At 58.9% G+C, this 24,191-nt stretch carries 25 protein-coding genes, 3 pseudogenes and 1 riboswitch; of the genes and pseudogenes, 11 read left to right on the forward strand and 17 right to left on the reverse strand.

From position 1 onward, the window contains the following. On the forward strand, nt 1–414 hold a 414-nt coding region (locus QZ638_RS03925; protein WP_295807133.1), incomplete at its 5' end, for a DAK2 domain-containing protein. 508 nt (nt 415–922) lie between these two features. Then, nucleotides 923–1,042: pseudogene (locus tag QZ638_RS03930) on the forward strand (NADH-quinone oxidoreductase subunit B); the annotation flags it as partial. A 43-nt stretch (nt 1,043–1,085) separates the two neighbouring features. Here the strand turns inward: QZ638_RS03930 and QZ638_RS03935 are convergent. The 8 genes from QZ638_RS03935 to QZ638_RS03970 form a co-directional block, all read right to left on the reverse strand. Further along, nucleotides 1,086–1,403: a hypothetical protein gene (locus QZ638_RS03935; protein WP_295807136.1), complete on the reverse strand. Its 318-nt coding sequence runs from the start codon at nt 1,401–1,403 to the stop codon at nt 1,086–1,088. Nucleotides 1,404–1,797: 394 nt separating this feature from the next. Further along, complete coding sequence (locus QZ638_RS03940; RefSeq protein ID WP_295807140.1) at nt 1,798–2,940, reverse strand: FAD-dependent oxidoreductase; 1,143 nt, start codon at nt 2,938–2,940, stop codon at nt 1,798–1,800. Next, entirely contained in the window at nt 2,937–3,419 is a 483-nt protein-coding gene (locus QZ638_RS03945) for an SgcJ/EcaC family oxidoreductase (protein WP_295807143.1), read from the reverse strand. Before QZ638_RS03945 ends, QZ638_RS03940 begins: the two co-directional genes overlap by 4 nt. 124 nt (nt 3,420–3,543) lie before the next feature. Continuing rightward, complete coding sequence (locus QZ638_RS03950; RefSeq protein WP_295807147.1) at nt 3,544–3,915, reverse strand: NAD(P)-dependent oxidoreductase; 372 nt, start codon at nt 3,913–3,915, stop codon at nt 3,544–3,546. 5 nt (nt 3,916–3,920) lie between these two features. After that, nucleotides 3,921–4,526, reverse strand: coding sequence for an EamA family transporter (locus QZ638_RS03955; RefSeq protein WP_295807150.1), 606 nt, complete (start codon nt 4,524–4,526; stop codon nt 3,921–3,923). After that, nucleotides 4,523–4,930 carry a PaaI family thioesterase gene (locus QZ638_RS03960; RefSeq protein ID WP_295807152.1) on the reverse strand — a complete coding sequence of 136 codons (408 nt, stop codon included), beginning with the start codon at nt 4,928–4,930 and terminating at the stop codon, nt 4,523–4,525. The genes QZ638_RS03955 and QZ638_RS03960 overlap by 4 nt, the downstream gene beginning before the upstream one ends. A 23-nt stretch (nt 4,931–4,953) precedes the next feature. After that, on the reverse strand, nt 4,954–5,289 hold the full coding sequence (locus QZ638_RS03965; RefSeq protein WP_295807155.1) for a cupin domain-containing protein: 336 nt from the start codon (nt 5,287–5,289) through the stop codon (nt 4,954–4,956). A 52-nt stretch (nt 5,290–5,341) separates the two neighbouring features. Beyond that, entirely contained in the window at nt 5,342–5,800 is a 459-nt protein-coding gene (locus QZ638_RS03970) for a carboxymuconolactone decarboxylase family protein (protein WP_295807159.1), read from the reverse strand. A gap of 115 nt (nt 5,801–5,915) precedes the next feature. Between QZ638_RS03970 and QZ638_RS03975 the strand changes: the two genes are divergently transcribed. Together QZ638_RS03975 and QZ638_RS03980 are read left to right on the forward strand one after the other, a co-directional pair. Next, on the forward strand, nt 5,916–6,866 hold the full coding sequence (locus QZ638_RS03975) for an RNA polymerase sigma-70 factor (protein WP_295807161.1): 951 nt from the start codon (nt 5,916–5,918) through the stop codon (nt 6,864–6,866). A gap of 398 nt (nt 6,867–7,264) precedes the next feature. Next, nucleotides 7,265–7,428: pseudogene (locus QZ638_RS03980) on the forward strand (chloramphenicol/florfenicol efflux MFS transporter FloR); the annotation flags it as partial. 589 nt (nt 7,429–8,017) lie between these two features. Here QZ638_RS03980 and QZ638_RS03985 read toward each other — a convergent pair. Next, the gene (locus QZ638_RS03985) at nt 8,018–8,698 is read right to left on the reverse strand and encodes a DJ-1/PfpI family protein (protein WP_295807163.1); all 681 of its coding nucleotides are present in this window, start codon (nt 8,696–8,698) and stop codon (nt 8,018–8,020) included. Nucleotides 8,699–8,885: 187 nt separating this feature from the next. Between QZ638_RS03985 and QZ638_RS03990 the strand changes: the two genes are divergently transcribed. Continuing rightward, nucleotides 8,886–9,881 carry a GlxA family transcriptional regulator gene (locus QZ638_RS03990; RefSeq protein ID WP_295807165.1) on the forward strand — a complete coding sequence of 332 codons (996 nt, stop codon included), beginning with the start codon at nt 8,886–8,888 and terminating at the stop codon, nt 9,879–9,881. Between the two features lie 228 nt (nt 9,882–10,109). Continuing rightward, nucleotides 10,110–10,615: pseudogene (locus tag QZ638_RS03995) on the forward strand (hypothetical protein); the annotation flags it as partial. A 151-nt stretch (nt 10,616–10,766) separates the two neighbouring features. Here the strand turns inward: QZ638_RS03995 and QZ638_RS04000 are convergent. Genes QZ638_RS04000 through QZ638_RS04020 form a run of 5 tightly spaced genes read right to left on the reverse strand, consistent with a single transcriptional unit; the run spans nt 10,767 to nt 15,290 of the window. Beyond that, the gene (locus QZ638_RS04000; protein ID WP_295807167.1) at nt 10,767–11,993 is read right to left on the reverse strand and encodes an MFS transporter; all 1,227 of its coding nucleotides are present in this window, start codon (nt 11,991–11,993) and stop codon (nt 10,767–10,769) included. A gap of 54 nt (nt 11,994–12,047) precedes the next feature. Next, entirely contained in the window at nt 12,048–12,473 is a 426-nt protein-coding gene (locus QZ638_RS04005; protein ID WP_295807169.1) for a pseudoazurin, read from the reverse strand. Beyond that, on the reverse strand, nt 12,470–13,246 hold the full coding sequence (locus tag QZ638_RS04010) for an ABC transporter ATP-binding protein (protein ID WP_295807171.1): 777 nt from the start codon (nt 13,244–13,246) through the stop codon (nt 12,470–12,472). Before QZ638_RS04010 ends, QZ638_RS04005 begins: the two co-directional genes overlap by 4 nt. Further along, on the reverse strand, nt 13,243–14,271 hold the full coding sequence (locus tag QZ638_RS04015; RefSeq protein WP_295807173.1) for an iron ABC transporter permease: 1,029 nt from the start codon (nt 14,269–14,271) through the stop codon (nt 13,243–13,245). The genes QZ638_RS04010 and QZ638_RS04015 overlap by 4 nt, the downstream gene beginning before the upstream one ends. 8 nt (nt 14,272–14,279) lie before the next feature. Continuing rightward, a complete protein-coding gene (locus QZ638_RS04020) occupies nt 14,280–15,290 on the reverse strand; it encodes an ABC transporter substrate-binding protein (protein ID WP_295807180.1) in 1,011 nt (336 codons plus the stop codon). A 265-nt stretch (nt 15,291–15,555) separates the two neighbouring features. Beyond that, nucleotides 15,556–15,752: riboswitch (cobalamin riboswitch) on the reverse strand. Nucleotides 15,753–16,245: 493 nt separating this feature from the next. On the opposite strand from QZ638_RS04020, the gene QZ638_RS04025 reads away from it, so the two are divergent. The 3 genes from QZ638_RS04025 to QZ638_RS04035 are packed head-to-tail and all read left to right on the forward strand — an operon-like array spanning nt 16,246 to nt 19,054. Then, a complete protein-coding gene (locus QZ638_RS04025) occupies nt 16,246–17,268 on the forward strand; it encodes an iron ABC transporter permease (protein WP_295807182.1) in 1,023 nt (340 codons plus the stop codon). A gap of 2 nt (nt 17,269–17,270) precedes the next feature. Continuing rightward, entirely contained in the window at nt 17,271–18,062 is a 792-nt protein-coding gene (locus QZ638_RS04030) for an ABC transporter ATP-binding protein (protein WP_295807186.1), read from the forward strand. After that, on the forward strand, nt 18,059–19,054 hold the full coding sequence (locus tag QZ638_RS04035) for an ABC transporter substrate-binding protein (RefSeq protein ID WP_295807188.1): 996 nt from the start codon (nt 18,059–18,061) through the stop codon (nt 19,052–19,054). The genes QZ638_RS04030 and QZ638_RS04035 overlap by 4 nt, the downstream gene beginning before the upstream one ends. Before the next feature lie 480 nt (nt 19,055–19,534). Here QZ638_RS04035 and QZ638_RS04040 read toward each other — a convergent pair whose 3' ends face one another. Both QZ638_RS04040 and QZ638_RS04045 read right to left on the reverse strand, forming a co-directional pair. Beyond that, on the reverse strand, nt 19,535–19,846 hold the full coding sequence (locus tag QZ638_RS04040) for a putative quinol monooxygenase (RefSeq protein WP_295807191.1): 312 nt from the start codon (nt 19,844–19,846) through the stop codon (nt 19,535–19,537). Nucleotides 19,847–19,904: 58 nt separating this feature from the next. Continuing rightward, complete coding sequence (locus tag QZ638_RS04045) at nt 19,905–20,471, reverse strand: antibiotic biosynthesis monooxygenase family protein (protein ID WP_295807194.1); 567 nt, start codon at nt 20,469–20,471, stop codon at nt 19,905–19,907. Nucleotides 20,472–20,674: 203 nt separating this feature from the next. On the opposite strand from QZ638_RS04045, the gene QZ638_RS04050 reads away from it, so the two are divergent. Next, entirely contained in the window at nt 20,675–21,595 is a 921-nt protein-coding gene (locus QZ638_RS04050) for a LysR family transcriptional regulator (RefSeq protein ID WP_295807197.1), read from the forward strand. Between the two features lie 115 nt (nt 21,596–21,710). Here the strand turns inward: QZ638_RS04050 and QZ638_RS04055 are convergent, their stop codons facing one another. Continuing rightward, complete coding sequence (locus QZ638_RS04055) at nt 21,711–22,514, reverse strand: helix-turn-helix transcriptional regulator (protein WP_295807200.1); 804 nt, start codon at nt 22,512–22,514, stop codon at nt 21,711–21,713. A gap of 90 nt (nt 22,515–22,604) precedes the next feature. On the opposite strand from QZ638_RS04055, the gene QZ638_RS04060 reads away from it, so the two are divergent. Beyond that, nucleotides 22,605–24,182: an MFS transporter gene (locus QZ638_RS04060; RefSeq protein WP_295807202.1), complete on the forward strand. Its 1,578-nt coding sequence runs from the start codon at nt 22,605–22,607 to the stop codon at nt 24,180–24,182. Nucleotides 24,183–24,191 lie beyond the last annotated feature (9 nt).

Consider the following 24,191-nt stretch of genomic DNA (forward strand, 5'->3'; position numbering starts at 1 on the left):
TTGTCCGATCACACACAGCTCCTGCGCGCGCTGGGTCAGGAACTCAGTCAGACCATGGGTGGTTCATCGGGAGTATTGCTTGCGATCTTCTTCGCGGCAGCGGGCGATGCCGCTTCCAGCGGCGAGCCGATGGGGGCTGCGCTGAAGACCGGGCTTGCGCGCATGCAGGAAATTGGTGGTGCTGGGCCGGGTGACCGCACCATGGTGGATGCGCTGGCGCCCGCCCTTGAAGCCTTGCAGAGCGGTCTTCCCGCTGCCGCAGCGGCAGCCCGTGCCGGGGCGCAGGAAACGGCCACGATGGCACAGGCGCGCGCTGGGCGATCTGCCTATATCAACGCCCGGCAACTGGAGGGAAATGTCGATCCGGGCGCGGAGGCCGTCGCTGTATTGTTTGAGCATTTGGCGCGACGATAGACTTGGCCCAGTCGCCGTCCGCTTCGGGCGACGGCGTTCTGCGGGTGACCGAACCGCGCGATGGCCCTGTCAACGCATCGACGCGGAAGTCCGCTGGGACGGTATCGGATAAACGTCAATTGGCACCTTGAATGAGGCCGGTCCATCATCGCACGAGATACGGGAGCCGACCTGCTCTCCTGGAGCGAATAGGCCCGTTCGCAGACCGGCTCGACAAGGACGACTCATTGCACAACGTGGTGATCGCTTTCTCAGTTGGAAGACTCTCTATGCCGCTCCGGGTGTCAGGTCTGTAGTCTCTTCGCGCCATCGCTGGGACCGGGGGCAGGGCCTATACGCTCAGCGAGCTGTTGAAAGCAAACCTGGACTATCCTGGGCGGCTATGCCGCCGCTTGGAAAAGGCCCTGCTGACATTGATGGTTGCCTGCCCCCGCAAACCAATGTGATCGAATAGGCCCCGTCACCCTTGTGACGGGGCTTTTTTGATGTCGTCAATGAGGTGCCGGCCGATCGGTTGCTTCCGGTCGATGTCTGTGTGCCCGGCTGCCCTCCAACCGCAGAAGCGTCGCTCTATGGTGTTCTTCTGCTTCAGAAAAAGATTCCGAGGACTGGCACCATCGAAAGGTGACTGCGATCGAAGCTGTGCAGGCTCGCTCCTGCGCCCTTCGTTTTCAACCCGCCAGAAACATCGTCCCGGCAGCATGCATCGCAAACCCTACCAGGAAAATGATCGTGATCCCTACCGAACGGCGGTCTCGCATGGAGAACAGCAAAGGCTGTAGCGTGGATCGAAGAAGCCAGAAACCTGCGCCGGCAACCAGGAGGAATGGATGCGGCTGATTGGAGCTCAAGGCGCTCCAGGTAAGCGCCCCGCCATACATCAGAAAGCAATAGGTCAGAACGATGTTGAGTGTCTGGGTAATCGCGGCATTGATCGCGCCCGAAGGTCGCAGCCCGGCGGGCCATCGAAACAGGGCCCAGAAAGCCATGTGAAAGACTGCAAAACCCAAATTGTAGAGACCACATACCAAGAGATACGTTGTTTCGGGTTGGAGCAGGGCGGTAGCCGTGTTCAAATTGTTCATGGGAGGGGTTCAGTTCCAATGATGGCGGCAGGGCGGCGCAACATTGCCGGTGTCGATAGGCTGGTCACCACAGCGGATCAATCACCAATGGCAGTTCGCGCTAATCCTTGGCGGCGTGGCGTGGTTGCACCCCTATCCAACAGCGGTGAAGGTTTGTCTGCTTCCGGTAGTGGAAGCCGTTGAACGGCGTCGTTCAAGGCTTCGGCAACGCTTGTCACGCTTCCCGATGGAGGCACAGTGTAATCTATGACGGAGTAGAAGCCATTCAAAGGTCTCATCTGCCGTTCCTTCGTGTCGATCATTCTGTCCCCGACAGCGTCCGGGCCACCTGGCGGCGGATGAACGGAAACGTAGATGCCGTACGGATGATAGCGTTACGCGCAATGCGCAATGGCTGGTTCTTCAAGGTGGCAATCGCGGTGAGGCGATCGGTCATGTGGAGAATGTCTTCAGCCGCGGCACGACGCGTTTTGGCATAAGTCTCCAGCGGCTGTTCGGTGTCACCCTCCAAGGCCTGCTGCAGTGCGTCCGCCAGGGAGACGGCATCCTTGAGGCCGAGATTCATGCCCTGACCGCCGGCGGGAGAGTGAACGTGCGCGGCATCGCCCATCAATATGACGGGCTCTTGATAGAACCGGTCAGCCAGTTTGTGGTGGACCTGAAAGCGAGACCCCCAAAGCACTTCGCTCACGCGTGCACCAGTTTCGGGTCCGCGTTCGTCGATGACGGCCTGGACATCCGCAATCGTCGGGTCAGAAGGCGCATTCTGCCTCTGTGCGACCACGCGATAGCGGTCTTTCGACATGGGTGCGACGACCAGCGTTCCCTCGCGCGAGAAAAACAGCGTTACCTCGTCTTTGGCTATGGGCCATGCCATCCGCACGTCGGCCAGCATGAAGGAGCCGTAGGTTTCACCCGGGAAAGGGATGTCTGTCTGCGTTCGTACAGTGCTTTTTTCACCATCGGCACCCACGACATGCCGGGCGTGGATGAGTGAACCGTCATCGGTTGTGAGGATGACTCCCACCGAACGGCGCTCGATGGCTACGAGCCTGTGTGGCCTTCGCACCTGATGACCCAGAGATAACAGCTTCGCGGTCATGAGCGCTTCCGACTCATCCTGCGGGATCATCAGGGCATAGGGAGTTGGCGACGTCAGCACGCCGAAATCGGCACGGAGCAGGACTTTCGAGCGCTCGCGAATGCGGAAGTTGCGAACCTTGATACCGGCCTTTATCAGATCGTCCGCAATGGCGAGCTTGCTGAGGGCCTCCAGCGTGCCGGCGTGAATGACCGCCGCCCGCGAGGTGTTCTGTGCCTCGGGCAGAGCATCGAGAATGACAAAATCGATGCCGCGTTGGGCCAGGCCAATCGCAAGAGCAAGGCCCGTGGGGCCCGCGCCGACAATGGCGACATCTACCTTCTTCGGTAATGATCTCATTCCAGGACCTCGACAGCTCTTGATTGTGCCTCCACTGCGTTGGCCTGAAACCGCGTGTTCTGCCCGACAGCGATTAGCCAGTTCCCGTCGACCTTCGACATGACATAGAGCGGTCGCCCCTCCGGCTCGTTTCTATCCGGCTTCCCTTTGCCATCAATTGGCTTTTGAACCACGTTCACCGCAGCGACAGTGTCCGAGAGAAACGTGACATGCGCAATCTCGTAGGAGGCGTAATGTTCGCCCAATGCCGGAGTGAGCACCTTGTGGGTGAATGCGCTGATCTCCTCCCAGCCGGTCAAGCGCTTGCCGATGGCCGTGACCCAGACGGCTTCGCGTGCCAAAAGGCGCATGAAACCTTGGGGGTCACGATCGCGCTGGGTTGCCTCGACCTCGGCAACCACCTTCTCGATGCGTGCGAGATCGTGTGTGCGCGCACTGTGTTGCGGGGTGGTGCTTTCTGATGGAGGTTCGACGGTCATGAAAGGCTCCGATCCGAAGATGAATGCGGTGGGCAGGAATTGTATCGATAGGCGACGGTAAAGCGCTCACAGCGATGCTGGAGCATCTCGAGGAAAGCTATGGCGAGATTTCCCATGGAGATCATCACAGGCCGTGATGATCGAGAATAAGTGCGTCCCCGTCAGGTACTTTGACCTTGCCGGCGCCGCCGACAAGAATGAGCCGCGTGCCGGTAAGTCGGAGGCATTTGAGAAGATTCTCGGCAGTGCTTGGATGCTCTTGCTTGGAGCCCAGCTTTGGTCGGGTCGCGCTCACCGCAACATCCTGATCGGCGCTCAGCCGGGCGACATTCCTGGGCTCGGCTGCATTGCCGACGGCAGCGCTTGCGTTTTCGGGGGAGCGGCGCGCGTGGTCGGGATCACGGACGACGGCGTTCACCTCATGCCCAGGTTGCAGGGCTCCGGCGACCATATGGCGTCCCACACTCTCCGCAGCTCCCAAGACAAGGATACGCATGATTGTCAAACTCCGGTTCTGGCAGATGGATCGATCGCGGTTCGTGATGTGGGAGCAGGTTGCGGCTGCCTTGTGGAGCGGCGCAGAAGGAGGAGGATCGCAAGGATCACGACGACACTGCCCGGTAGCCAATGCCAGCCGATCGCTCCCGGGGCATTGACGAACAGAACGAGCATGGAGACGAATGGGATGAGGTGGGTGTAGACTGTGACCTTGCCTGGAGTCAGGATCTCTGTTCCTTGTTGCAAAAGCCAGAAAGTGACACCGCTGGAAAAGATGCCGAGATAGGCAACGAGCAGGAGGTCGGTAGCAGTTATCCTGCCCAGCGCATGGCTTGGCTCGAAGACGACGCCGAGCAGCCCGATCAGGAGCCCGCCGGCGATGAGGCTCCAGAATGTCGGTATTGCCCATCCATTCTTCCCACGCTGAACCAGCGGTTTAAAGAATTGCGGGAGGCGCTGCTGGTGCGCCGGGTTCCGGAGGGCTATTGGGTAACGCCTCTTGAACTTGCCATTTATGACAAGTTCGTGCCTTTGGGGCGCTTGCCAAGAAATGGGGCACGGCGCTTGAGGACAGGGAATCCGACAAGGCGGAAGGCCGAGCCCGTTCATTTGACAAGGGCGACAATTGTGCCCTGAGCCAGTGCACAGAGCGTCGCCTCGCCGCCTTCAATGGCATAGATCTCACAGAGGCAGACGGCTTGGCGCCGCCCGGCACCCTTCGCTTCCGCCCTTGCCTCAAGGCGGCTGCCTTTCGCAGGCTTGAGATAGTTGAGCTTGAATTCGGAGGTGACGGCATCGCCCCCCAAGGCAAGTCCCCCGGCAAAGGTGAGCGCATTGTCGGCGAGATAACTGATGACCCCACCGTGGACGTAACCATGCTGTTGCGTGTGATGATCGACGATGGGCAGGCTCAATGTCACGCCATCGGCATCCGCGCGGGTGAGTTCGGCGCCGAGAAACCGGGAGAAGGGTTGCGCGTCGAAAAGCTGTCTTGCCAGTTCGAAGAGGTTCATTCTCTTTCCTCCCTGAGGTCTGTTCAAACCAGTTCCTGAACAATCCTGTCGCCGGGGTGAATGCAGACCATTTGAAGCGGCCCAGTGCCCGTATTGATATAGCGGTGAGCAACATTCGGTGGGGCGATGATGATGTCACCTGCGGTGCCGACAATCTGCTCATCCCCTATCGTGAACTCAGCCGTTCCAGCACGCACAACCCATGTTTCCGCATAGGGATGCGTGTGCAGGTCCGATCCCTTTCCAGGATCGGTGTCGATGAGAAAGAAGGAGATCGGACTGCCATGGTCGCGTCCTTCGAAGCGGGTGGAACGGCTCTCTGGCGAGAGGGTGGGAAACGAACGAAGAATGGTCGCCATCCCCGAACTCCGATTGATCAAACTCATGCCAATTGTCCTAACGCGGCGCTCATCAGGTTTCCTTGCCTGACCTGACCGGGTGGATCGCATGAAAGGCGATGCAGAGCCGGTTGAAGATGTTCATCATGCCAAGAGCAACCGTCAGCTTTGTCAGTTCGCTCTTGCTGAAATGCTCGAGCGCCTCTTCATACAAGGCATCGGGAACGCCGCCCTGCGAGATGAGCGTCACCTGCTCTGTCCAGGCGAGTGCTGCGCGTTCGCGTGGAGAGAAAAGGGGAGATTCTTTCCACGCCGAGACAAGGAACACGCGCTGCTCGCTTTCACCATCGCCGCGGGCTTCCCGGCTGTGCATGTCGACGCAATAGGAGCAGCCATTGATCTGCGAGGTGCGCAGATTGATCAGATGAAGCAGCCCTTTCTCCAGCCCGCAATCGTCCACGGCCTTCTTCAGCTCCATCTGTGTGTTCATAAGTTCGGGGGCTTCTTTGTAGAAATTGAGTCTCGGTTCCACGGGGTGATCCTCTTCATTTGCTTCTCTGGATCGATCGTGCTGTGTGATCGATGCACTGACTGCAAAGACGGGGACGCGGCTCGGCTGTGACAGTCCGTGCGAAATTTTTTGAATAGTGATCAACGAGAACTCGTGCTGTGCTGTCACAACAGGAGGTGTTGCCACGTCTGATGTCATGAGTGCAGTGGGTGAGCGGAAGATCGGGATGCAGACAAACGAAGACATCGAAAAGCTGCGACCGCGCCTGTTTGGCCTTGCATACCGCGTGCTTGGCTCCCGGCAGGAGGCCGAAGACGTGGTGCAGGAGGCTTTCTTGCGTTGGCACGGTGCTGAGAGGGGCGAAATCCGATCTGCGGAGGCGTGGCTGGTTACCGTGTCCTCACGCCTGTGCCTTGATCGGTTGCGGACCCTTCAAACGGAGCGCCAGAGATATGTGGGACCGTGGTTGCCCGAGCCTTTATTGGCCGACGAGCGGTCCCCGGATCATGCGATCGAGCTGGCATCCGACTTCTCGATGGCGCTTCTGATGGTCCTGCAGCGGCTTTCTGCGGAGGAGCGGGTAGGATTTCTGATGCACGACGTCTTTGACTGCGCCTATTCTGAAATTGCGGTTGCCCTTGGCAAGAGTGAGGCAGCCTGCAGACAGCTCGTCCACCGGGCGCGAGAGCGGGTCAGGCGCGACAAACCGCGGTTTGAAGTATCTGACACTGCACACCGCCAACTTGTTGAGCGCTATGTAAAAGCCGTGCAGGAGAGGGATGCCGAGCGTATCGCCGAACTGTTGGCGCCGGATGCCGTCTTTGTCAGTGATGGCGGCGGAAAGACATGGGCGGCGCTTCGCCCGGTCACGGGCGCCGACCGAATTGCACGTATGGAGGTGGGCGTACTTGCAAAGCTGCCGCAGGGTTTTGCGGTGGAACTGGTGAATGTGAATGGGCAGGCAGGTATGATCGGGAAGGTTGATGGGAGAACTCATGCGGTGACGTCGTTCATGACAGCTGGATTGCGGATTTTGTCCGTTATGCGTGTGTTGAATCCCGAAAAGCTGAAACTCAACCATTCTTAGGCTGAACCGCGAAGCACGCCCTTCTTCCTCGTCCGACACCTGAGAAATGCGCAGCAGTGCGCCACGAGTTCAGCCAGTGGTGAAATACTGCGCGCGACCTGGAGATGAGCTGTCAGGAATTGCATTCCCACCCAAAGCAGGGGCTTCGTTATGGGAAGTTCCAAATCAGCAGAGCGATAAGCCGAAACCGCTGTCTCGTCGTTGCGGCGCTGGTCATACAAAAAACTTGGAAACACTGACGAGCTGCCGCTGCCCTTCATCTCTTGAAAGAGCGGTATAATTCTCGTGACTGCAAAGCGCTCTCAATGGGCTCTAACGCTACCGGCAGCGCTGCTGTTGTTGGCGCCTTTCGATATTCTGGCCTTTCTGGCAATGGATACCTATCTTCCCACCGTGCCGGCCATGCCGGCTACCCGGAGGTTTGCTTCGGTCTTGCCTTTTCAACCGTTGCACTTGCCATGATCGCGGCGACACGGTTTGCAAGAAACTTCATCGTGAGTGGGGTGTCGCCGGATGTGTTGCCCGGAGCATGACGCTGCTCGCGACCGGATCGCTCCTTCTTTAGATAGGGCAGATCTTTTCGTCGCCATCCTTCTTCGGTTTCATCGTGCCGATGTGGGTTTCCGAGTGCGGAACGCCATGGCGAGACACCGCACATCTGGCATATGTCTGTGCATTTTGAACATCGGGGAAAGGGGAACAGGCCGTGCCTTGATTGATTCCGCCCGGCGGTCGGCCAGCGTGCAGGGCTATCGTCGCTCACGCTGACCACCTTTCGCGATATCCCGTGGAACGCACCGTTCTGCGAGTCTTGCGGCTTCATGCTGGTGGAACCCGGCAGTTTGCCCCTTTCTCGGCGACCTGTTCTTTTGGGCGTAGCGCATTGTCCGGCTGGGTGCCGGGCCAAAACCGGTCGACAAACGAAATATCGCTGCCAATGCGAGCCACAGCCTTTGGCCGGGAAGTTCAGAAAGAGGGTAGCATCGGAAACGCCCTCTCATTTCTCGAAGAGCGCTTGGTGATAATATCCCAAGACGAAAGGGTGTAATCATATGCAGCTACCCGCTTGCTCAAGCAGTGAGCCGATGGTTACAGGGGCGGGGCTACTGGCGGCGAACGCGCCGCCAGCTATCCCATTATTGTTCATGCCTTCATTTTACAATGCGCAGTTTGCTCGCTTCCTGGACAAATGGAGCGAACAGCGCTGTCATGGGCTCGGATACATTCTTGGGCGTGGACGACAAGGTCCCACCTTCGAAAGGTGGTTCTGGATGATATTCTGCTGTTAGCATCGAGGCGGCGGCATAAGGCTGACCTCGCAAACGAGCAACGATCGATAGTCCGAAATCCAGTCCCGCAGATACTCCGGCGCCCGTGATCAGATTGCCATCTTGAACCACACGCGCGTCGACAGGTTCGGCGTCGAACTGGGTAAGGAGAGGAAGCACAGACCAGTGTGTGGTGGCGCGCTTCCCTTGAAGCAACCCGGCTCTTCCAAGAATGAGCGCGCCGGTACAAACGCTGGTTACGAACTGCGTATGTGAAGCGCGATCACGGATGAAATCGATTGTTGCAGGATCACGTGCTGCAGCAAGCGTGCCATCTGTGCCGCCAGGCGCAAACAGGATCGTTAGGGCCTGCGGGCAATCTGCCAGCGTAACCGTCGGCTCTATGGCTAATCCCATGTCGCTCTCTACGGGGCGAAGGTCCGTCTGATTGGTAACCAGATGCACGCGTGCGCCCATCATCCCGGCAAAGAAGTGGTAGGGACCAACCAAATCCAGTGCCGTAAACCCGGGATAGAGGAGCATTGCAATATCTTCGTTACCCATAAGCTTGACGCCAGGCAAGCTGGCGAACTCGTTTTGCCAGTTGTCGCTTTGTCCGTCGGCAGCCTTGGCTGAGTTCAGATACTGTGCCGAAAAAAAAGGTGCCGTAGGCCAAGGCCATCAATACATCTCTCCGATGCAACATTTTGGGTCCTCAAATGTTCGTGCGGTGTTTCCTGTTCGAGCCCCAATGTGCGTGGTTATTTCTCCTGGCAGCAATGACATAGTTCCGTTAAATACGGCCATGGTTCATCGTGTGGGAATTCTGCTCTTTCCAGACTTCCAATTGCTTGATGCTGCCGGGCCTATGGCCGTGCTGGAGTCAGCCGCAAGCGATCCGGAGAAGCCCGAGTATCGGGTTGAATTGCTGTCTGAAAAGGGCGGCGGCATGCGGAGTTCGGGTGGAGCTACGCTGCAAACGCAAAGTTTTTCCGGCGCAGGAGTTTTCGATACAGTCCTCGTGTGCGGCGGCGTTGGGGCAGTCGACGCCCAGATTGATGAGCAGACCATGGGGTCTCTTATTCGTCACTTCGAAAACGGTCAGCGAACGGGAAGCGTTTGCACCGGCGCGTTCATCTTGGCGCGCGGGGGATGCTTGCGTGGGAAGCGCGTTACGACACACTGGCGCTATGCAAGTGCGTTGGCGCAGCGTTACCCCGATGTCACTGTTGAAGCCGATCGGATCTGGGTTCGCGACGGATCGATATGGACATCGGCGGGGGTTAGCGCTGGCATGGATTTAGCCATGGCTATCGTCGCCGAAGATCACGGCGCTTCGGTTGCCCGCCAGATCGCTCAGGAACTGGTGATCTACTACCGGCGCCCGGGCGGCCAGTCACAATTCTCCGCCTTGCTTGAAAAAGGAGAAGCGAGTGGCCGTTTTTCGGCTTTGCTGGCCTGGATACGAGAAAACATCGACGCCAGCCACTCCGTTGAGAGTTTGGCTGCAAGGGCTGCTATGAGTCCGAGGCATTTCTCGCGCACATTTCTTAAAGAAACGGGGGTCACGCCTGCACGCGCAGTCGAGCAAATCCGGCTTGAAACTGCAAGGGAGTGGGTGGAACGTAGGACACATTCGCTTGCCCATATTGCCAGCGCGACAGGCTATGGATCGACGGACCGGATGCGGAATTCTTTCCTGCGCGGTTTCGGTATCACTCCGCAATCGCTCCGCCGGGTCTTTTGAGGGAACTCACACTTTCTACTCGGTGGAAACACCGGGGGACAGTTCTCGACGCCCAGATTTTGCGTCTCTATGCGATAGCCCTGGTGAATGGCGTGTCGTCGATGGCGTTTATTCCGTAAAGATGGGTTTACCGGTTGCCTGTTCGGCGCGAAAGCCATGGGCGGTATCGTTCGCCACGCATGGTTTCGGCATTGGATATTTTCTGGCATCGGCCTTGGGCTATCTCTGCGCCGGCAGACTCGCATCGACGATCCGCGGCTCGATCTCGGCCTGTTCCGTGATCGCAACGTCTCCATTGTGATCCTGACTGGCCTTCTTTCGTTGGTGCTCACCAGCACCGACGCCGGTGCCGTGGCCTTCATCGTCTCGAGCATGATCGCCGGCATCGGCTACGGTTTGTCGTTCAGCCTTGTTGCCGAGGTCGCGGTGTCGGCGGTTCCCGCTGAACGGGCCGGAGCCGCCGGGTCGATCGCGGAGACCAGCAACGAACCAGGCAATGCACTCGGTATCACGCTGCTAGGAGCGCTCGCGCCCTTAGCTCCCGGCTGCTTGGCCCGGAGTTTCTGGAACATTTAACGAAACCTCGATTATGTAGCATTGCCCTGGAAACCGCCGCCCAGGCAAAGGAAGCCTCCCTCACCGATCTGCATATCGCGGTCGGCGTCGACGGGCCGCTTACGCTGATAGTCGGCATCGTTGCGTGGCGTCGGCCGCCGAGAAGTCTATCGGAGTAACCGTGCTGCGGCGGCAAACGCCGATGATTGATCGTCAGTGGGGAGTGCCGGCCGATAGGGTTGCGCACTCCCTCTCACGTCGCTGATCCGCACGCTTGCCGTCTTTCTGGACCCTGGAAGCAAGGCGTGCCGCTGCCCAGACACTGGTCAGTTACCCACGGTTACGGAAGCGCCGGGTCCCTCGGGTCAGCATCGCCATTGCTGGCACGCAGCAGCACAGCAAGCCGCTGGTGATCAGGACAGGACCGGTTCCGAAAGTCCCTATCAAGGGGGCGATGAGCGCTAGGCTGACCGGGGCTAGCCCGTATGAGCAAAGAAAGTCGATTGCCGATACGCGGGCAAGCCTCTCTGCGGGAATCTCTCGCTGGATCGCGGTAAACCAGGGTACGTTGAAAAGTTCGATGCCCAGACCGGCCATGAAAAAGGCCGCAATTGGCACTGCCATGGAACCGGGAACCAGCAGGCCGAACGGAACGAAACCATAGAGCGTGAGCCCGCCAAGCGCCCACCAGCCAATCGATTGCGGCTTCCATCTGGCAATGACGAAGGCACCGAAAAGGGCACCGAGCGTGTAGCTCGTGACCGACGCGGTCAGCAGTTGCGGTCCGCCATACCGGGCCTCGCTGACGAGCGGCAGGACAATGCTCGTGACCGAATATCCAAAGGCGATTACCACGGTGAGGGCGGCCAGTCCCGCCGTGAACCATGGATGGCGTCTGGCTTCCTGAAGTCCCTCGGAAAGCTCCGCAACAAAACGGCCGGGGCTGAGCGCCTCCGGGCGCTTGCCGCTGCTTGAAGACACCGGCCACGGTGGCAGGAAGGCGCTGACAACCCACATCCCCGCAATTGCATAAAGGGTGGAGGCCACCCCGAACTGTAGCGCTGCCCAGGTGGCAAGTGCGGGGCCGGCAAAGGTGCTGACCCGCACCGATATGGTCAGCAAGGCATTGCCCGCCTGGCGTTGCGTGTCGGGCACAATCCTCGGAAACAGGGCCTGATACGCGGTTCGGCAGGCACCCTGCCCAAAACCGGCAATGCCCGCTCCGACGATGGCGGCAACAACGCCGCCCAACCCAGCAATGCTTGCGAGGATCGGCAGAAGCCCCAGTGCCGCGGTCAGGCTGGCCAGCCGGATCATGCGGCGCGGGCCCGACCTGTCCGCAAGAACGCCCCCCACCGGCATTGCCAGAACGAAACCGAGCGTGCGGGCAGCGAGCGCAAGCCCGGCTTCGCCCGCGCTCATCCCACCCTCGACGATGGCAAGTCCCAGCACGAAGGGCAGCGCCCATGTTGCCAGACCCGAAGCGGTGCTGCCGGTCCACAGCCTTAGAAAATCGGGGCTCCGCAACAGGCTTCTATCGGCTGTCAGGCTCGTCATCGCTTGCTCTTCTTGCCCGTGGACCTTGGATCGTGGACCGTGAACCGGCCTTGCTCACGGCGCATTCTCCCGAATGATTTTTTCAAACCGTTCGCGGGCGCGTTTCGGCAGGCTTTCCGGCAGGACTGGCCCTACAGTCTCTCCCACTCGTATCAGCATCACCATGCCCATGGAGAAGTGAGGCGAACACTTGATGCCGTAGATGCCCGGCTCCGAGAGGGTTACGGTGAAATCCTCGTTGATCTTGCTGCGAAACGGCTCCGCGCTTTCGGGCGTCATGCCTTCAATGGTGGCTGCGTTGTGCGTTGGCTGTTCGGGCAGGAAGCGCACGCTGTCGCCGGGCGCGATGGCGAGAAATTCGGGCTCATAGATCATCGTCCCGTTTTCGCTTCGCGTGTACATCTTCACTTCATGGGTCTCCGCATAAGCGGTGGGAGCAAACATGATGACGGTTATGAACAGGAAGGCATGAATTCTCACGAGGCTGAAATCTCCATATGGTGAAAGCGAAAAACGGTCGCGTTGTCGGCGGGGTCGCGCAGCGGCGTGGCGTTGACGCGAAAAACCGAAGCGAGCCGCTCCGGTGTCAAAACCTCTCCGGGAGGGCCGCAGGCAACCATCTCCCCGCGTTCCATGATCGCCAGCCGGTCGCAGCCCATGGCCTGGTTCAGGTCGTGCACGGCAACGATCACCGTCACGGGCAGGTGGCCGATGAGGCGCAGGAGCGCGAGCTGATGATGAATGTCGAGATGATTGGTAGGCTCATCGAGAAGCAGAAGCCGTGGGCGTTGCGCAAGCGCGCGGGCGATCTGAACGCGCTGTCGCTCGCCGCCCGAAAGCGTGTCCCAGCGGTTTTCCGCCATGCTGTTCATGCCGACCGTGTGCAGGGCGTTCTGCACGATGGACCTATCTTCCTGTCCGAAGGGCGCGAGCGAGGAAAGCCAAGGCGTGCGGCCCAGTTCAACCACGTCGCGCACGGTGAGCGCCTCCGAAGTTTCCGCATGCTGTTCGACGAAAGCCATGCGGCGGGCGATCTCTCGCCTTGAAAGTTCGTGTGCCGGCTTCCCATCGAGCAGGACCGAGCCTCTGGCGCGTGGCAAAAGTCCGGCAATCAGCTTGAGCAACGTCGATTTGCCTGAGCCGTTGGGGCCGATAAGGCCAAAGGTTTCCCCCGCGTTGATCTCCATGGAGACGCCGTTCACGATGGATTTCGTCCCGGCGGACCATCCCAGATCGTTTGCAACAACTCTCACAATTGCCTCCGTTTTTGCAGGAGAATGAGCGCGAAGCCCGGTGCGCCGACAAGTGCGGTGACGACCCCGATGGGCACCACCTGGCCGGGGATCAGAATGCGGGAGGCGACATCCGCCGCGATCATGAAAATGGCTCCGGCCAGAGCGGATGCGGGAACCAGCCTCGCGTGGCGCGGGCCGACGAGAAAGCGCATTGCATGCGGAATGACGAGGCCGACAAAGCTGATTGAGCCAACGAGGCTCACCATGCTTGCGGTCATCAGGGTTGCCGCGCCAATGAGCACGATCTGAACCTTCCGGACGGCAACGCCAAGCGATGCAGCCGACGACACGCCGAATGAAAAGGCGTCCATCGCGCGCACACACCACAGGCATATGACAAACCCCACGGCCACCACCGGCACGGCCAGGCCAATGTCGTCCCACCGCGCCCCGGAGAGATTGCCAAGCAGCCAGAACATGATGCCGCGCGCCTGTTCGGCGCTTGCCGATTTCGCGATGATGAAAGAGGTGAGAGCATTGAAGAGCTGCGATCCGGCGATGCCTGCCAGAACAAGCTGTGCAGACCCGCCTCCCGATGCGTGTGCCAGAATTGCCACGAGCACAAAGGCCAGCGAGGCGCCGACGAAGGCACCTGCCGATATGCCGAGCAGACCGCCACCCACACCGAGTATGGTAACGGCTACGGCGCCGGTCGACGCACCGGCGGACACGCCGAGAAGATAGGGGTCGGCAAGCGCGTTGCGCACGATCGATTGCAGAACCACGCCCGAAAGGGCAAGGCCCGCGCCGCAAGCGGCTGCGATAAGCGTGCGCGGCAGTCTGTAATTCCAGATGATTCCGCCATCGATCGGGTCCACCGCATGCCCGGCGTTCCACAGATTGTTGCCAATCACCGCCATCACGGTGTCGACGGGCAGCGGAAGCTCGCCGACGACAACGCCGGCAAGCACCGCGGCCACGAGCAGACAGCAACCGGGCAAACCCCATAAAGCGAAAGGCCGCAGGGAAGAGCCTGCGGCCATTGCCACACTCATTTGAGATCGAACGCGGGAAGCGCCTCGACCAGGGTTTCGAGCGCATCAACATTGCGGATCGAAGGGTCCATCGAGTGGGCGTCGAGGATCACGATCCGGCCGTTCTTCACGGCATCCATCTGGCTCACGACCGGATCGGTCTTGAGGAACTCCAGCTTCTTCTCCACATCGTCGGCCGGCATGCGGCGGCGTTCCATCCGGGCCAGAACGATGATGGACGGGTTCGCGCGCGCGATGCTCTCCCAGCTCACGGTCGGCCATTCCTCGTCGCTTTCCACGACATTTCCAAGGCCAAGCTGTTCCATCATGAATGCGGGTGGACCCTTGCGCCCGGCAACATAGGGATCGGCATCCATCTCCGCTGAAGAGAACCAGAACACCGCCGTTGCGCCGTCGAGATCGAGCGCGTTCGCTTTCTCGACCGCCGCTTTCTGACGCGCTTTGAGATTGGCGATCAGCGCATCGCCTCGATCGGCCACATCGAATATACGGGAAAGCTCGTGTACCCCCGCATAGATACCTTCCATCTCGAACATGGCACTGCGTGTGCCGTCCGATCCGATCGAATTGTCTTTTTGCCAGCAATCGGCAGGCAGGATATAGGTCTTGATGCCGACATCGGCGAACTGTTCACGCGTTGCGACGATGCCCTGCGGACCGATATGCCACTCATACTGGGCGGCGACGAGTTCCGGTCGTTTGCCGACCACGCTTTCAAAGCTGGGATCGTCATCCGCCAGTCGCTCGACCTTTGCATTCACGTCTTTGTATTGCGGCAGCACATCCGTAAACCAGACGGATGTGCCGGAAACCTTGTCGCCAAGACCGAGCGAGTAGAGAACTTCCGTGGCCGCCTGTCCCACGGTGACCGCGCTTTCGGGCGCTTTTTCGAATGTGAGGTCAACACCGCAATTGGTGAGGTTCAGTGGATAGGTAGTTTCCGCATGCGCGGAACCGGCAAGGCAGACAGCGCCGACGGCTGCGGCGGATAGGACGCGGAAAAGCATGAATGTCTCCGGAATGCGGTTAAGACGGAGACACGGGAAAGATTGCCGAGTTTATGGTTGAACGTCGAGCGGTCCCCGACGGGACGCGCATACGTTCTGGCTGTCGCCAACGCCTTATGAGAAGGCTGACAAGACTGCATTCGACACCTCTCCGGACACCCCGCCCGGTTTGCGTTTCGTCAGAGCAGCGGCCGGAAAAGTGAATTCCGGTTCTCCCGATGCTCCATCAACAGGCCGGGATCGTCCTTCGCGTGTTCGAACGAACATTGGGCGACCCGGTGTCGGCAGGTCTCCTGACTGACGGATCGTGGCGTGTGGCGCCTTCCCATGGCTCGAAAACCACAGTGGCATTTGGCTTCACGCTCATCGCCTACAGTTGCGGGGGCAGTTTCGTTTCGCCGGACAGGCCGGCGGCGAATTCCCTTTTCATTCCTTACGGAAACCGACATCTCTCTTGTAGAGATATTTCTCAACGACTGACAATAGTTTTGTTCATCTCGTTTCTCCGTCAATGTTCCACACACACTCAAGTCGAGAGCAGCCGGCCTCTGGGAGTTTCATCCAGGTCGATGGACGAGCGAGAAAGGAGTCCTTATCTCCCCAAGAAAGCAATTTCCTCCGGATGCACGAACGTTAACAACAAAAACGCCCGAACCTGCGGTGGCGGAAGGTGCACAAAATCACGCGAACTTGCCGGGGTCCTTCATTACATTGAATCCGCTGCTTGGAGCCTCTGATCAGTTTACGTCTTGACGAGGTACCAAGCGCTTAGTAACTACATAACGTCTGTTATGTTATTTCATTAAGAAATGCAACAAGACGCACTGCTGTTTTCATTCGTCCTTGTTCCCGGTCCCAACATCCCAGCGCTTCTATGACGACGTCGATATCACCGCCGGCCACAAACGTTGATGACCGCCAGTCCCGAGTGTTCCCAATCAGCAAAAGAGTGAACATGAACATAGGCGCGGTGGTCCTCGCCTTGTTTTTGATGGCGTCGATCCTGGTTGCCATCGGTCTGGGCTCGGCGGTGATCTATCCTCAGGACACTGTGCGCTATATCTGGGCAGCATTGACTGGTGGTCAGATATCTGCAGACGAGATTACACGCTATCAGATCATCTGGCAGATCCGCACACCTCGCGTCCTTTTGGCGGCCGTGGTGGGAGCGGGGCTAAGCGTGGTCGGCGTTGCGATTCAGGCTTTGGTGCGGAATGCACTGGCAGATCCGTTCATTCTCGGTGTTTCCTCGGGCGCATCCGTGGGTGCGGTCCTGGTCAACACATTTGGAACTCTCGGGTTTTTAGGGATCTATGCAGTATCTGGTGGAGCATTCGTCGGTGCTCTGGTTGCCACGATCCTGGTTTATGGCGTCGCCTATGGGCGCACGGGCGTAACGCCCTTGCGGCTGGTCTTGACGGGTGTTGCCTTGAGCCTTGGCTTTCAGGCGGCAATGAGCCTCGTGATATATTATGTTCCCACAAGCGAAGCGACCAGCGCCGTCCTGTTCTGGACCATGGGAAGTTTCGGCGCCGCAACGTGGGGCAGTTTGCCAATCTCCGCATTGATCGTGTTGATTGGAATTGTCACTCTTCACCGCACCAGCCGCGCGCTCGATATCATGACGTTCGGGGATGAGGCCGCCGCAAGCCTTGGTTTCGACGCCAATAGCCTGCGCCGCTGGCTGTTCGTTCTGACGGCGTTGATGACCGGGGCCATGGTTGCGGTCAGCGGCGCCGTCGGCTTTGTCGGCTTGGTCGTGCCTCACATTGTGCGCATTCTCACAGGGGCAAGCCATGCTCGCGTTCTGCTGATCGCGCCATTCGTCGGCGGCATCTTCATGGTTCTGGTTGACCTGGTTTCCCGTACACTGGTAGCGCCCCGGGAGTTGCCCCTCGGCGTTATTACAGCCCTGGTTGGAGTTCCGGTCTTCATCGCACTCATGCGCCGGAACAACTATGCCTTCGGGGGCCATTGAGCATGGACCTCAGGCTCGACGGTGTCTCGGTCGACATCAATGGAAAGCTCCTCGTCGACTCGTTGAGTCTGGACGTGCCCCGCGGGCAGATCGTGGGTCTTGTCGGTCCGAACGGCTCTGGAAAGTCGACGGCCCTGAGGTGCATCTATCGGTCACTGCGCCCCAGCCGGGGTGCCGTCTGGATCGATGGCCAGAATATGCGCTCTCTCTCTTTGCGCGCCAATGCGCAGTCGCTTGCGGCGCTCACACAGGAAGCCACTTCCGACCTCGATTTCACCGTCGCCGAGATCGTTGCCCTCGGTCGGGCACCTCATCTGCGTGGCAACGAAAGGCTTTCGCAACGCGAAGAGCGCCTGTGCCTTGAGGCGATGGAGCAGATGGATGTCCTCCATCTCGCCGGGCGCGGCATGCTGAGCCTTTCGGGAGGCGAACGCCAACGCGTTATGATCGCGCGCGCGCTTGTTCAGGAACCGAAGGTTCTGGTTCTGGACGAGCCGACCAATCATCTCGATATGCGACATCAGATCGAATTGCTTTCCCTTCTGCGACGCTCCGGCTTGACGGTTCTCGTTGTCCTGCATGACCTCAATCTTGCGGCGGCAAGCTGTGACTGGATCGGCGTGCTTTCTGACGGTGCTCTCCACTGCGCCGGCACGCCCCGTGAGATTTTGACTGCTCCGATGATCCGCGAAGTCTTTGGCATCGACGTCAGCATCGTGGATCATCCACTGAGCGGCCAACCGCAACTTTTTTACACTCTCCCAACGCAGCAATCTCAGGAGCATACTCAATGACGGCTGCCATTTCTCTTGTACGGCTACTTGTGCCGCTTTCCGCCATGTGCCTGATTGTTGCCGGCTGTGGTGCGGAGGTTGAAGATTCCGAGGCTGAAGCCCGTTCCGTAAGCGTCAAACGCTGCGGAGAGGATGTGGAATATACCATTCCCCAGCGCACTGTGGCCTATGAAGGAGGAAGCGCGGACAAGCTTTTTGTACTCGGCTTGACGGACCATGTGCTTGGCTACGTCATGCCGCCTGCCAATCCGCCGGTGTCCGAGTCGCCATGGGCGGAGGAATACAAGAAAGTCGAATTTCTCGGTGACGATTTGCTCAATCGTGAGCTCGTTGTCGATGCCAATGCCGATTTCGTTGTCGCCGGCTGGAATTCGGGTTTCGCCGACCAGCGAGGCATTACGCCTGAAATCCTCGATAGGCTCGGGATCATGAGCTTCATGCATACCGAGTCTTGTTTCAACTACCCCAACTACCCGGAGCACGTCGAACCTTTCGAGGCGCTGTTCACCGATATGCTACGGCTAGGGAAAATCTTTGATGTTGAGGATCGTGCTGCGGAGGTGGTTTCCGACATGCGCAGACGGGTTGACGCCGTGCAAGAACAGATTCCCGACCGCGAGCCTGTTCCGGTTTTTCTTTATGATTCAGGTGAGGACCAACCTTTCACTGCAGCAAATCAGGTGCCACCGAACGAGATCATCAGCCGGGCCGGGGGGCGCAATATCTTCGATGAGGTAGAGGCGCGCTGGACGCGTGTCAGTTGGGAGTCTGTGGTCCAGGCGGAGCCAGAAGTGATCGTCATTCTCGATTACGGCGACAAACCCGCCGAGGAGAAGATTGCTTTCCTGAAATCGAACCCGATGCTCGCAACACTGCCTGCCATTCTCAATGACAGGTTCTTTATCCTGAACTTCAATGAAGGGATAAGTGGTCCGCGCAATATTGATGGGCTGGAGAAATTCGCTGCGTATATGCGTTCTTTGGTATTCTAGAGGGTTCTGAAGTCAGTCGAATTCCGATGTTTTTTGCATAATTGCGGATAAGCAGACGGGTAAAATAGAGCGGTTTTCCCTGAAACGGCGAACCGCTCTAAAAACGGCACTCATCTGATCTAGGCTTGCCAGAATGTTCCGATCTTGGCGAGACGACTTGAACTGTCTCACAATTTTCTCTCGTTTCTAGGTTGCGCCCACGGTACGCGGCAGACGATGAACGATGTCTGGCAAGCGAGATGATCATTGCTTCCTGCCGCTAAAATGACCATGACATTGCCAATCCGGTTCTGTTCGTACACGGCAAGAACAACTCCCGCTGTCCATCGGGGACCGGCAAGCACTTCCAGCTGTGATCGCGAAAGCAAAGTTGCCCGAGCTGCCGGGCCAGGGGCGCGAGTTTCTGCCCCGATTTCGGCCATCGTGGAAAACATGGCATAACACATGCAGCCATCCGCGAGAGCGAATGTTACCGCAGGCTCATGAAGGGGCCGGCACGGATGCCATGGAGTACAGTTTTATGTCCATGTTCTCGGACAGGACCTCGTCCTTGCGGGCAATGAAGTTCTCCAGATACGGCATCTTGAAATGGGCATCGAGCGCAGCCTTCGAAACCCAGTTCTCATAGAGCATCCAGACCGATCCATCGTCATTCAGCCGGTGAAGATCGTAGTTGATGCAACCCGGCTCCGTGCGGGTCGGCTCGACCAGTGCGGTAAGACGCCGGCCTAACTCTTCCTCTTGCCCTGCCTTGGCCTTGATATGCGCAATGAGTGTTACCTGCTCTGACATTTGATACTCCATTCCATTCAGGTGGTGTTTCGCCGCGCGTAGCGCCGGCGGGCGCCACTCAGCCGCAGTCGGCGGGCATGTTGTCTTGAGACTTTGCCGCTACCTGTTCCCTTGGTGCGGGATCGAGATCCGAGATGAAGCGGAGACCGCCTTCGGTCACAGGGCGCACGAGCGTCCTGTCGAACATCTCAAAGAGCGCCTTGGTGTAGGGTTGCTCGAAATGGCGCTCGAGCGCCTCGGTATCCCGCCAGATTTCGTAAAGGACGTAGTCGTTTTGCTGGTCGACGACTTTGTGGATATTGAAGGCCACATTGCCCGGCTCCGACCGAGAGCATGTGACAGAGCGCCGGAAATATTCCTCGAACTCCGTTTCCGAACCTTCTTTCACCTCGAAATCGACGATCAGAACGACCTCGCCGTTTTCGTTGGTTGGTTCAATGGCGATCTGGGCTTGGGCTGGATGGATTGCCGCAGACAGGGCGAGTGCGATGCCAGTGGCGAATAGACGAAGATTATGCATGAACTTATTCTCTTTGATGGGGTTGGGATTTGGTAAGCCTGTCGTATCAAGCGATGCTGTAGCCGCCGTCGGCGAGCAGCCCATGACCCGAGACGAACGAGGCATCGGCGGTTCCGCCCCGTCTTTGCCGGGTGCTCTATATTTTATGGTCCATTCACCTCCGGCCGGTTGCTACGTGTCTTCGCCGCGGAAGGGTGTGCCGACATCGGCCGTCCTCCGCTCCGCAGGCGTCGATCCAGAACGTGGCAGTTGGCGAATTTTTCTTCTATCCATATAATATTGGATGATATGATGAATGAGTTTCATTAATGAAGCCGACCGAAGTCTCTGATCTGATGGCTTTCGTCGCAGTGGCCAAGCGGCGCAGTTTTCGCAAGGCGGCCGTCGATCTGGCCATCACACCGTCAGCAATCAGTCATCGGATCCGCACCCTTGAGGACCGGCTCGGTGTCCGCCTTCTCAACAGGACGACACGCAGCGTTGCGCCGACCTCCGCGGGGCAGAGGCTGCTCAAGCAGTTGCATTCCGCATTCGAAAGTCTCGAAGGCGCGCTCGACGCGGTGAATGACTTTCGTGATCAGCCGGCAGGCACGCTGCGGCTGAATGCGCCCCATCTGGCGGTCGACGTGATCCTCGCTCCGATCATGAAGCCATTCCTTCAGGCATACCCCGACATCCACCTGGAAATATCCGCCAATGACGGTTTGGTCGACATTGTCGCCGAAGGATACGACGCAGGCATTCGGTTCGGCGAACGGCTGCAACAGGACATGATCGCCATGAAACTTGGTCCGCAGCAGCGCGACGCGATTGTGGCCTCGCCGGAATACTTCTTGAAGAACCCGGAACCGAAGATCCCGGAAGATCTCGCGGGACACGCCTGCATCGGCTACCGGTTCCCCGGAGGTGAACTCTATGCTTGGGAGTTCGCGAAAGGCGAAAAGGAGATCGAGATCGATGTCCAGGGGCCGCTGACGTTGGACAGCCAGCGGACCAGTCTGCGCGCAGCGTCTGAGGGGCTCGGTATAGCCAATGTACTGGAAAGCCTGGCAAGGCCACTTCTGAACGACGGACGCGTCGTGCGCGTGCTGGATGACTGGTGCCCATCCTATCCGGGACTGTTTCTCTACTACCCAAGCCGTCGCCGCATGCCTTCACCATTGCGCGCCTTTGTCGATTTCACCAGATCCTTGGATGACATGCAGCATCTGCTGATGGGTGGCGTCTGACGGCAGGAGGTTGTCGCTAACCTATACGCTTTCAATGGGGACCAACTCTTCTCAACAGGCACAGGATTGCTACTTCCCTCGAGATGCTGGGCAAATCCCTTCGGTACATTCGCATCTATGTGTCTGCTCCGATGGTTTCGAACAGCACAACCATTCGCAGGTGACGGTGTTCGTCGATGGTCATGATCTCTTGATCGAACTGTCGGACGCTTGTCTCGTCCGCAATGGTGGTCGGCCCACGAACCGGCCGGTTATCTTGCCTTTGGCGCCACCAGCCTCGGAAATCTGGCGAAAGCTTCTCCAGTTCTTCAATAAGTTGGAGCATAATGGGATCTTCGGGAACGAGAGCCAGGTCGTGCCGGAGCGCCTCGACAAATCCTGGCGCTTCGTCTCGCCACGCGGGCAGGCGGCGACGCAACTCCGGATCGGAGAAAACCATGCGAAGCAGGCTCCGATCCGAGGCGCCTTTCTCCGAGAAGCTGAATAGCCTGTCGGCGGCTGTGTTCCAGGCAATGATGTCCCACCGTAGATTCAAGGCATAGGCTGGCCGGTTCTCGATCTCGTCCATAAGCTTTTGCACGAGAGGAGAGACAGCGTCCCATTGATAGGCCTCAGCAGGTGGCGGGCGGCGATGCGCGAGGACAAAAAGATGACAGCATTCCGCATCGTCGAGCTTCAGAACCTTCGCGAGTCTCAGAAGGAAATCCTCCGAAACGCCAATCTCCCGACCCTGTTCCAGCCACGTGTACCAGGTGAGGCCGACCCCGGCGAGCGCAGCCACTTCCTCCCGGCGCAAACCGGGGGTCCGTCGCCGTCCGCCGCTCGGCAGGCCGACGTCGGCTGGTCGCAGTCTCTCTCTGTGTCGGCGCAGAAATTCGGCGAGGTCCAGCCTGGTGCGCTCAAGGGATCGGGGCGGCATCGTCTATTACCTTTAGTAACAGCATAAAGTGCTAAATTGTAACATCTTATAGATCATTGGATATCTGCCGCCAATCGCACAGGAGGCAGCATGACTTTCGAAACCGACCAACATCATACCGGTGTTTCGCAGCCATTCACGATGAGCGAAACGACAGCCAGCCGAAAGAAGGCCGGACCGATCGAATGGGCCGGTTTAGCGGTGCTCGCGCTGCCGACCGCGCTTCTCGGGCTTGACATGACGCTGCTCTATCTGGCCTTGCCCGCGCTGGCCGAAGACCTGCGGCCAAGCAGCACGCAGGCCCTGTGGATTATGGACGCCTATGGTTTCATGATCGCCGGGTTCCTGATCACAATGGGAACCTTGGGTGACCGCATCGGCCGAAGGCGATTGCTGATGATCGGAGCCATTGCGTTTGGCGCCGCTTCGGTTCTGGCTGCGTTCTCCCCCACCGCAAACACACTGATTGCCGCCCGGGCGGTGCTTGGCGTGGCTGGCGCAACCCTCATGCCGTCGACGCTGGCGCTGATCAGCAACATGTTCCTTCAGCCGAGCCAGCGTGCGCTGGCAATTGGAGTGTGGGCCACGATGTTCGCCCTCGGCATGGCCCTCGGACCACTCGTCGGCGGAATCCTCCTCTCACATTTTTGGTGGGGATCCGCCTTCCTCGTCGCGCTTCCGGTCGTCGCCATCGTGCTGATCGCCGGACCGTGGCTTCTGCCGGAATATCGCGCGCCGGTCAGTGGCCGGTTCGATTTGCTCAGTGTAGCGCTATCGCTGGCTGCGATCCTGCCGGTGGTTTACTTCGTCAAGGAAAGTGCAAAGACCGGTCTCACGCCTGTTCCAATACTGGTCCTGATGACCGGTGTCGTCTGCGGTGCGATCTTCGTCAAGAGACAGCGCATCTTGTCGAGCCCGCTGCTCGACGTCCGGCTGTTCCGCAACGGCACGTTCAGTGCCGCGCTCGGCATATTGCTCTTCGGGCTGGTCGGTGTCGGAGGCGCCATGCTGTTGGTCACCCAGTATCTTCAACTCGTTCTCGACCTACCGCCGGTCATCGCCGGCCTGTGGATGGGACCTCCCGCCTTCATGATGATCGTGGCCGGTATCGGTGCGCCGCTTCTGGCACGCAATATACGTCCAGCCTTCGTGATGGCCGGATCATTGGCACTTTCTGCAGTCGGCTACCTGCTCCTCGCAATGCTTCCCTGGATGCCCGGTCTCACTCCTGTCACGATCGGTTACGCGCTCGTCTATCTAGGGCTGGGTACAATCGCGGCGCTGGGCACCGACCTGGTCGTGGGAGCAACTCCGCCGGAAAAGGCCGGCTCGGCCTCGGCCATGTCGGAAACGGTCCAGGAATTGGGCATAGCCCTCGGTGTTGCTTTGTTCGGGAGTCTGACCACGCTTGTTTATCGTGAGGCGATATTCGACCGCATATCAAAGAACCTGCCGCAAGATGTTTCAGCAGCGTTCGCGGACAGTTTGTGGGCGGCGTCGACGATTGCCACTCCGGTGGCGAAAGATCTCATCGTTGACGCCAAGGCTTCTTTCGTTTCGGGGATGAGTGCTTCCGCTGCGGTAGCGGCGGTCGGTGTTGCGCTGCTCTCGGTCCTTTGCGCCTGGACTCTGGGGCAGGCGCCGACACTCTCGGACAGCAGGAAGTGAGCTTACCAA

Source organism: uncultured Nitratireductor sp. (genome assembly GCF_913053745.1).
In the GTDB taxonomy this organism is placed as follows: Bacteria; Pseudomonadota; Alphaproteobacteria; order Rhizobiales; family Rhizobiaceae; genus Nitratireductor.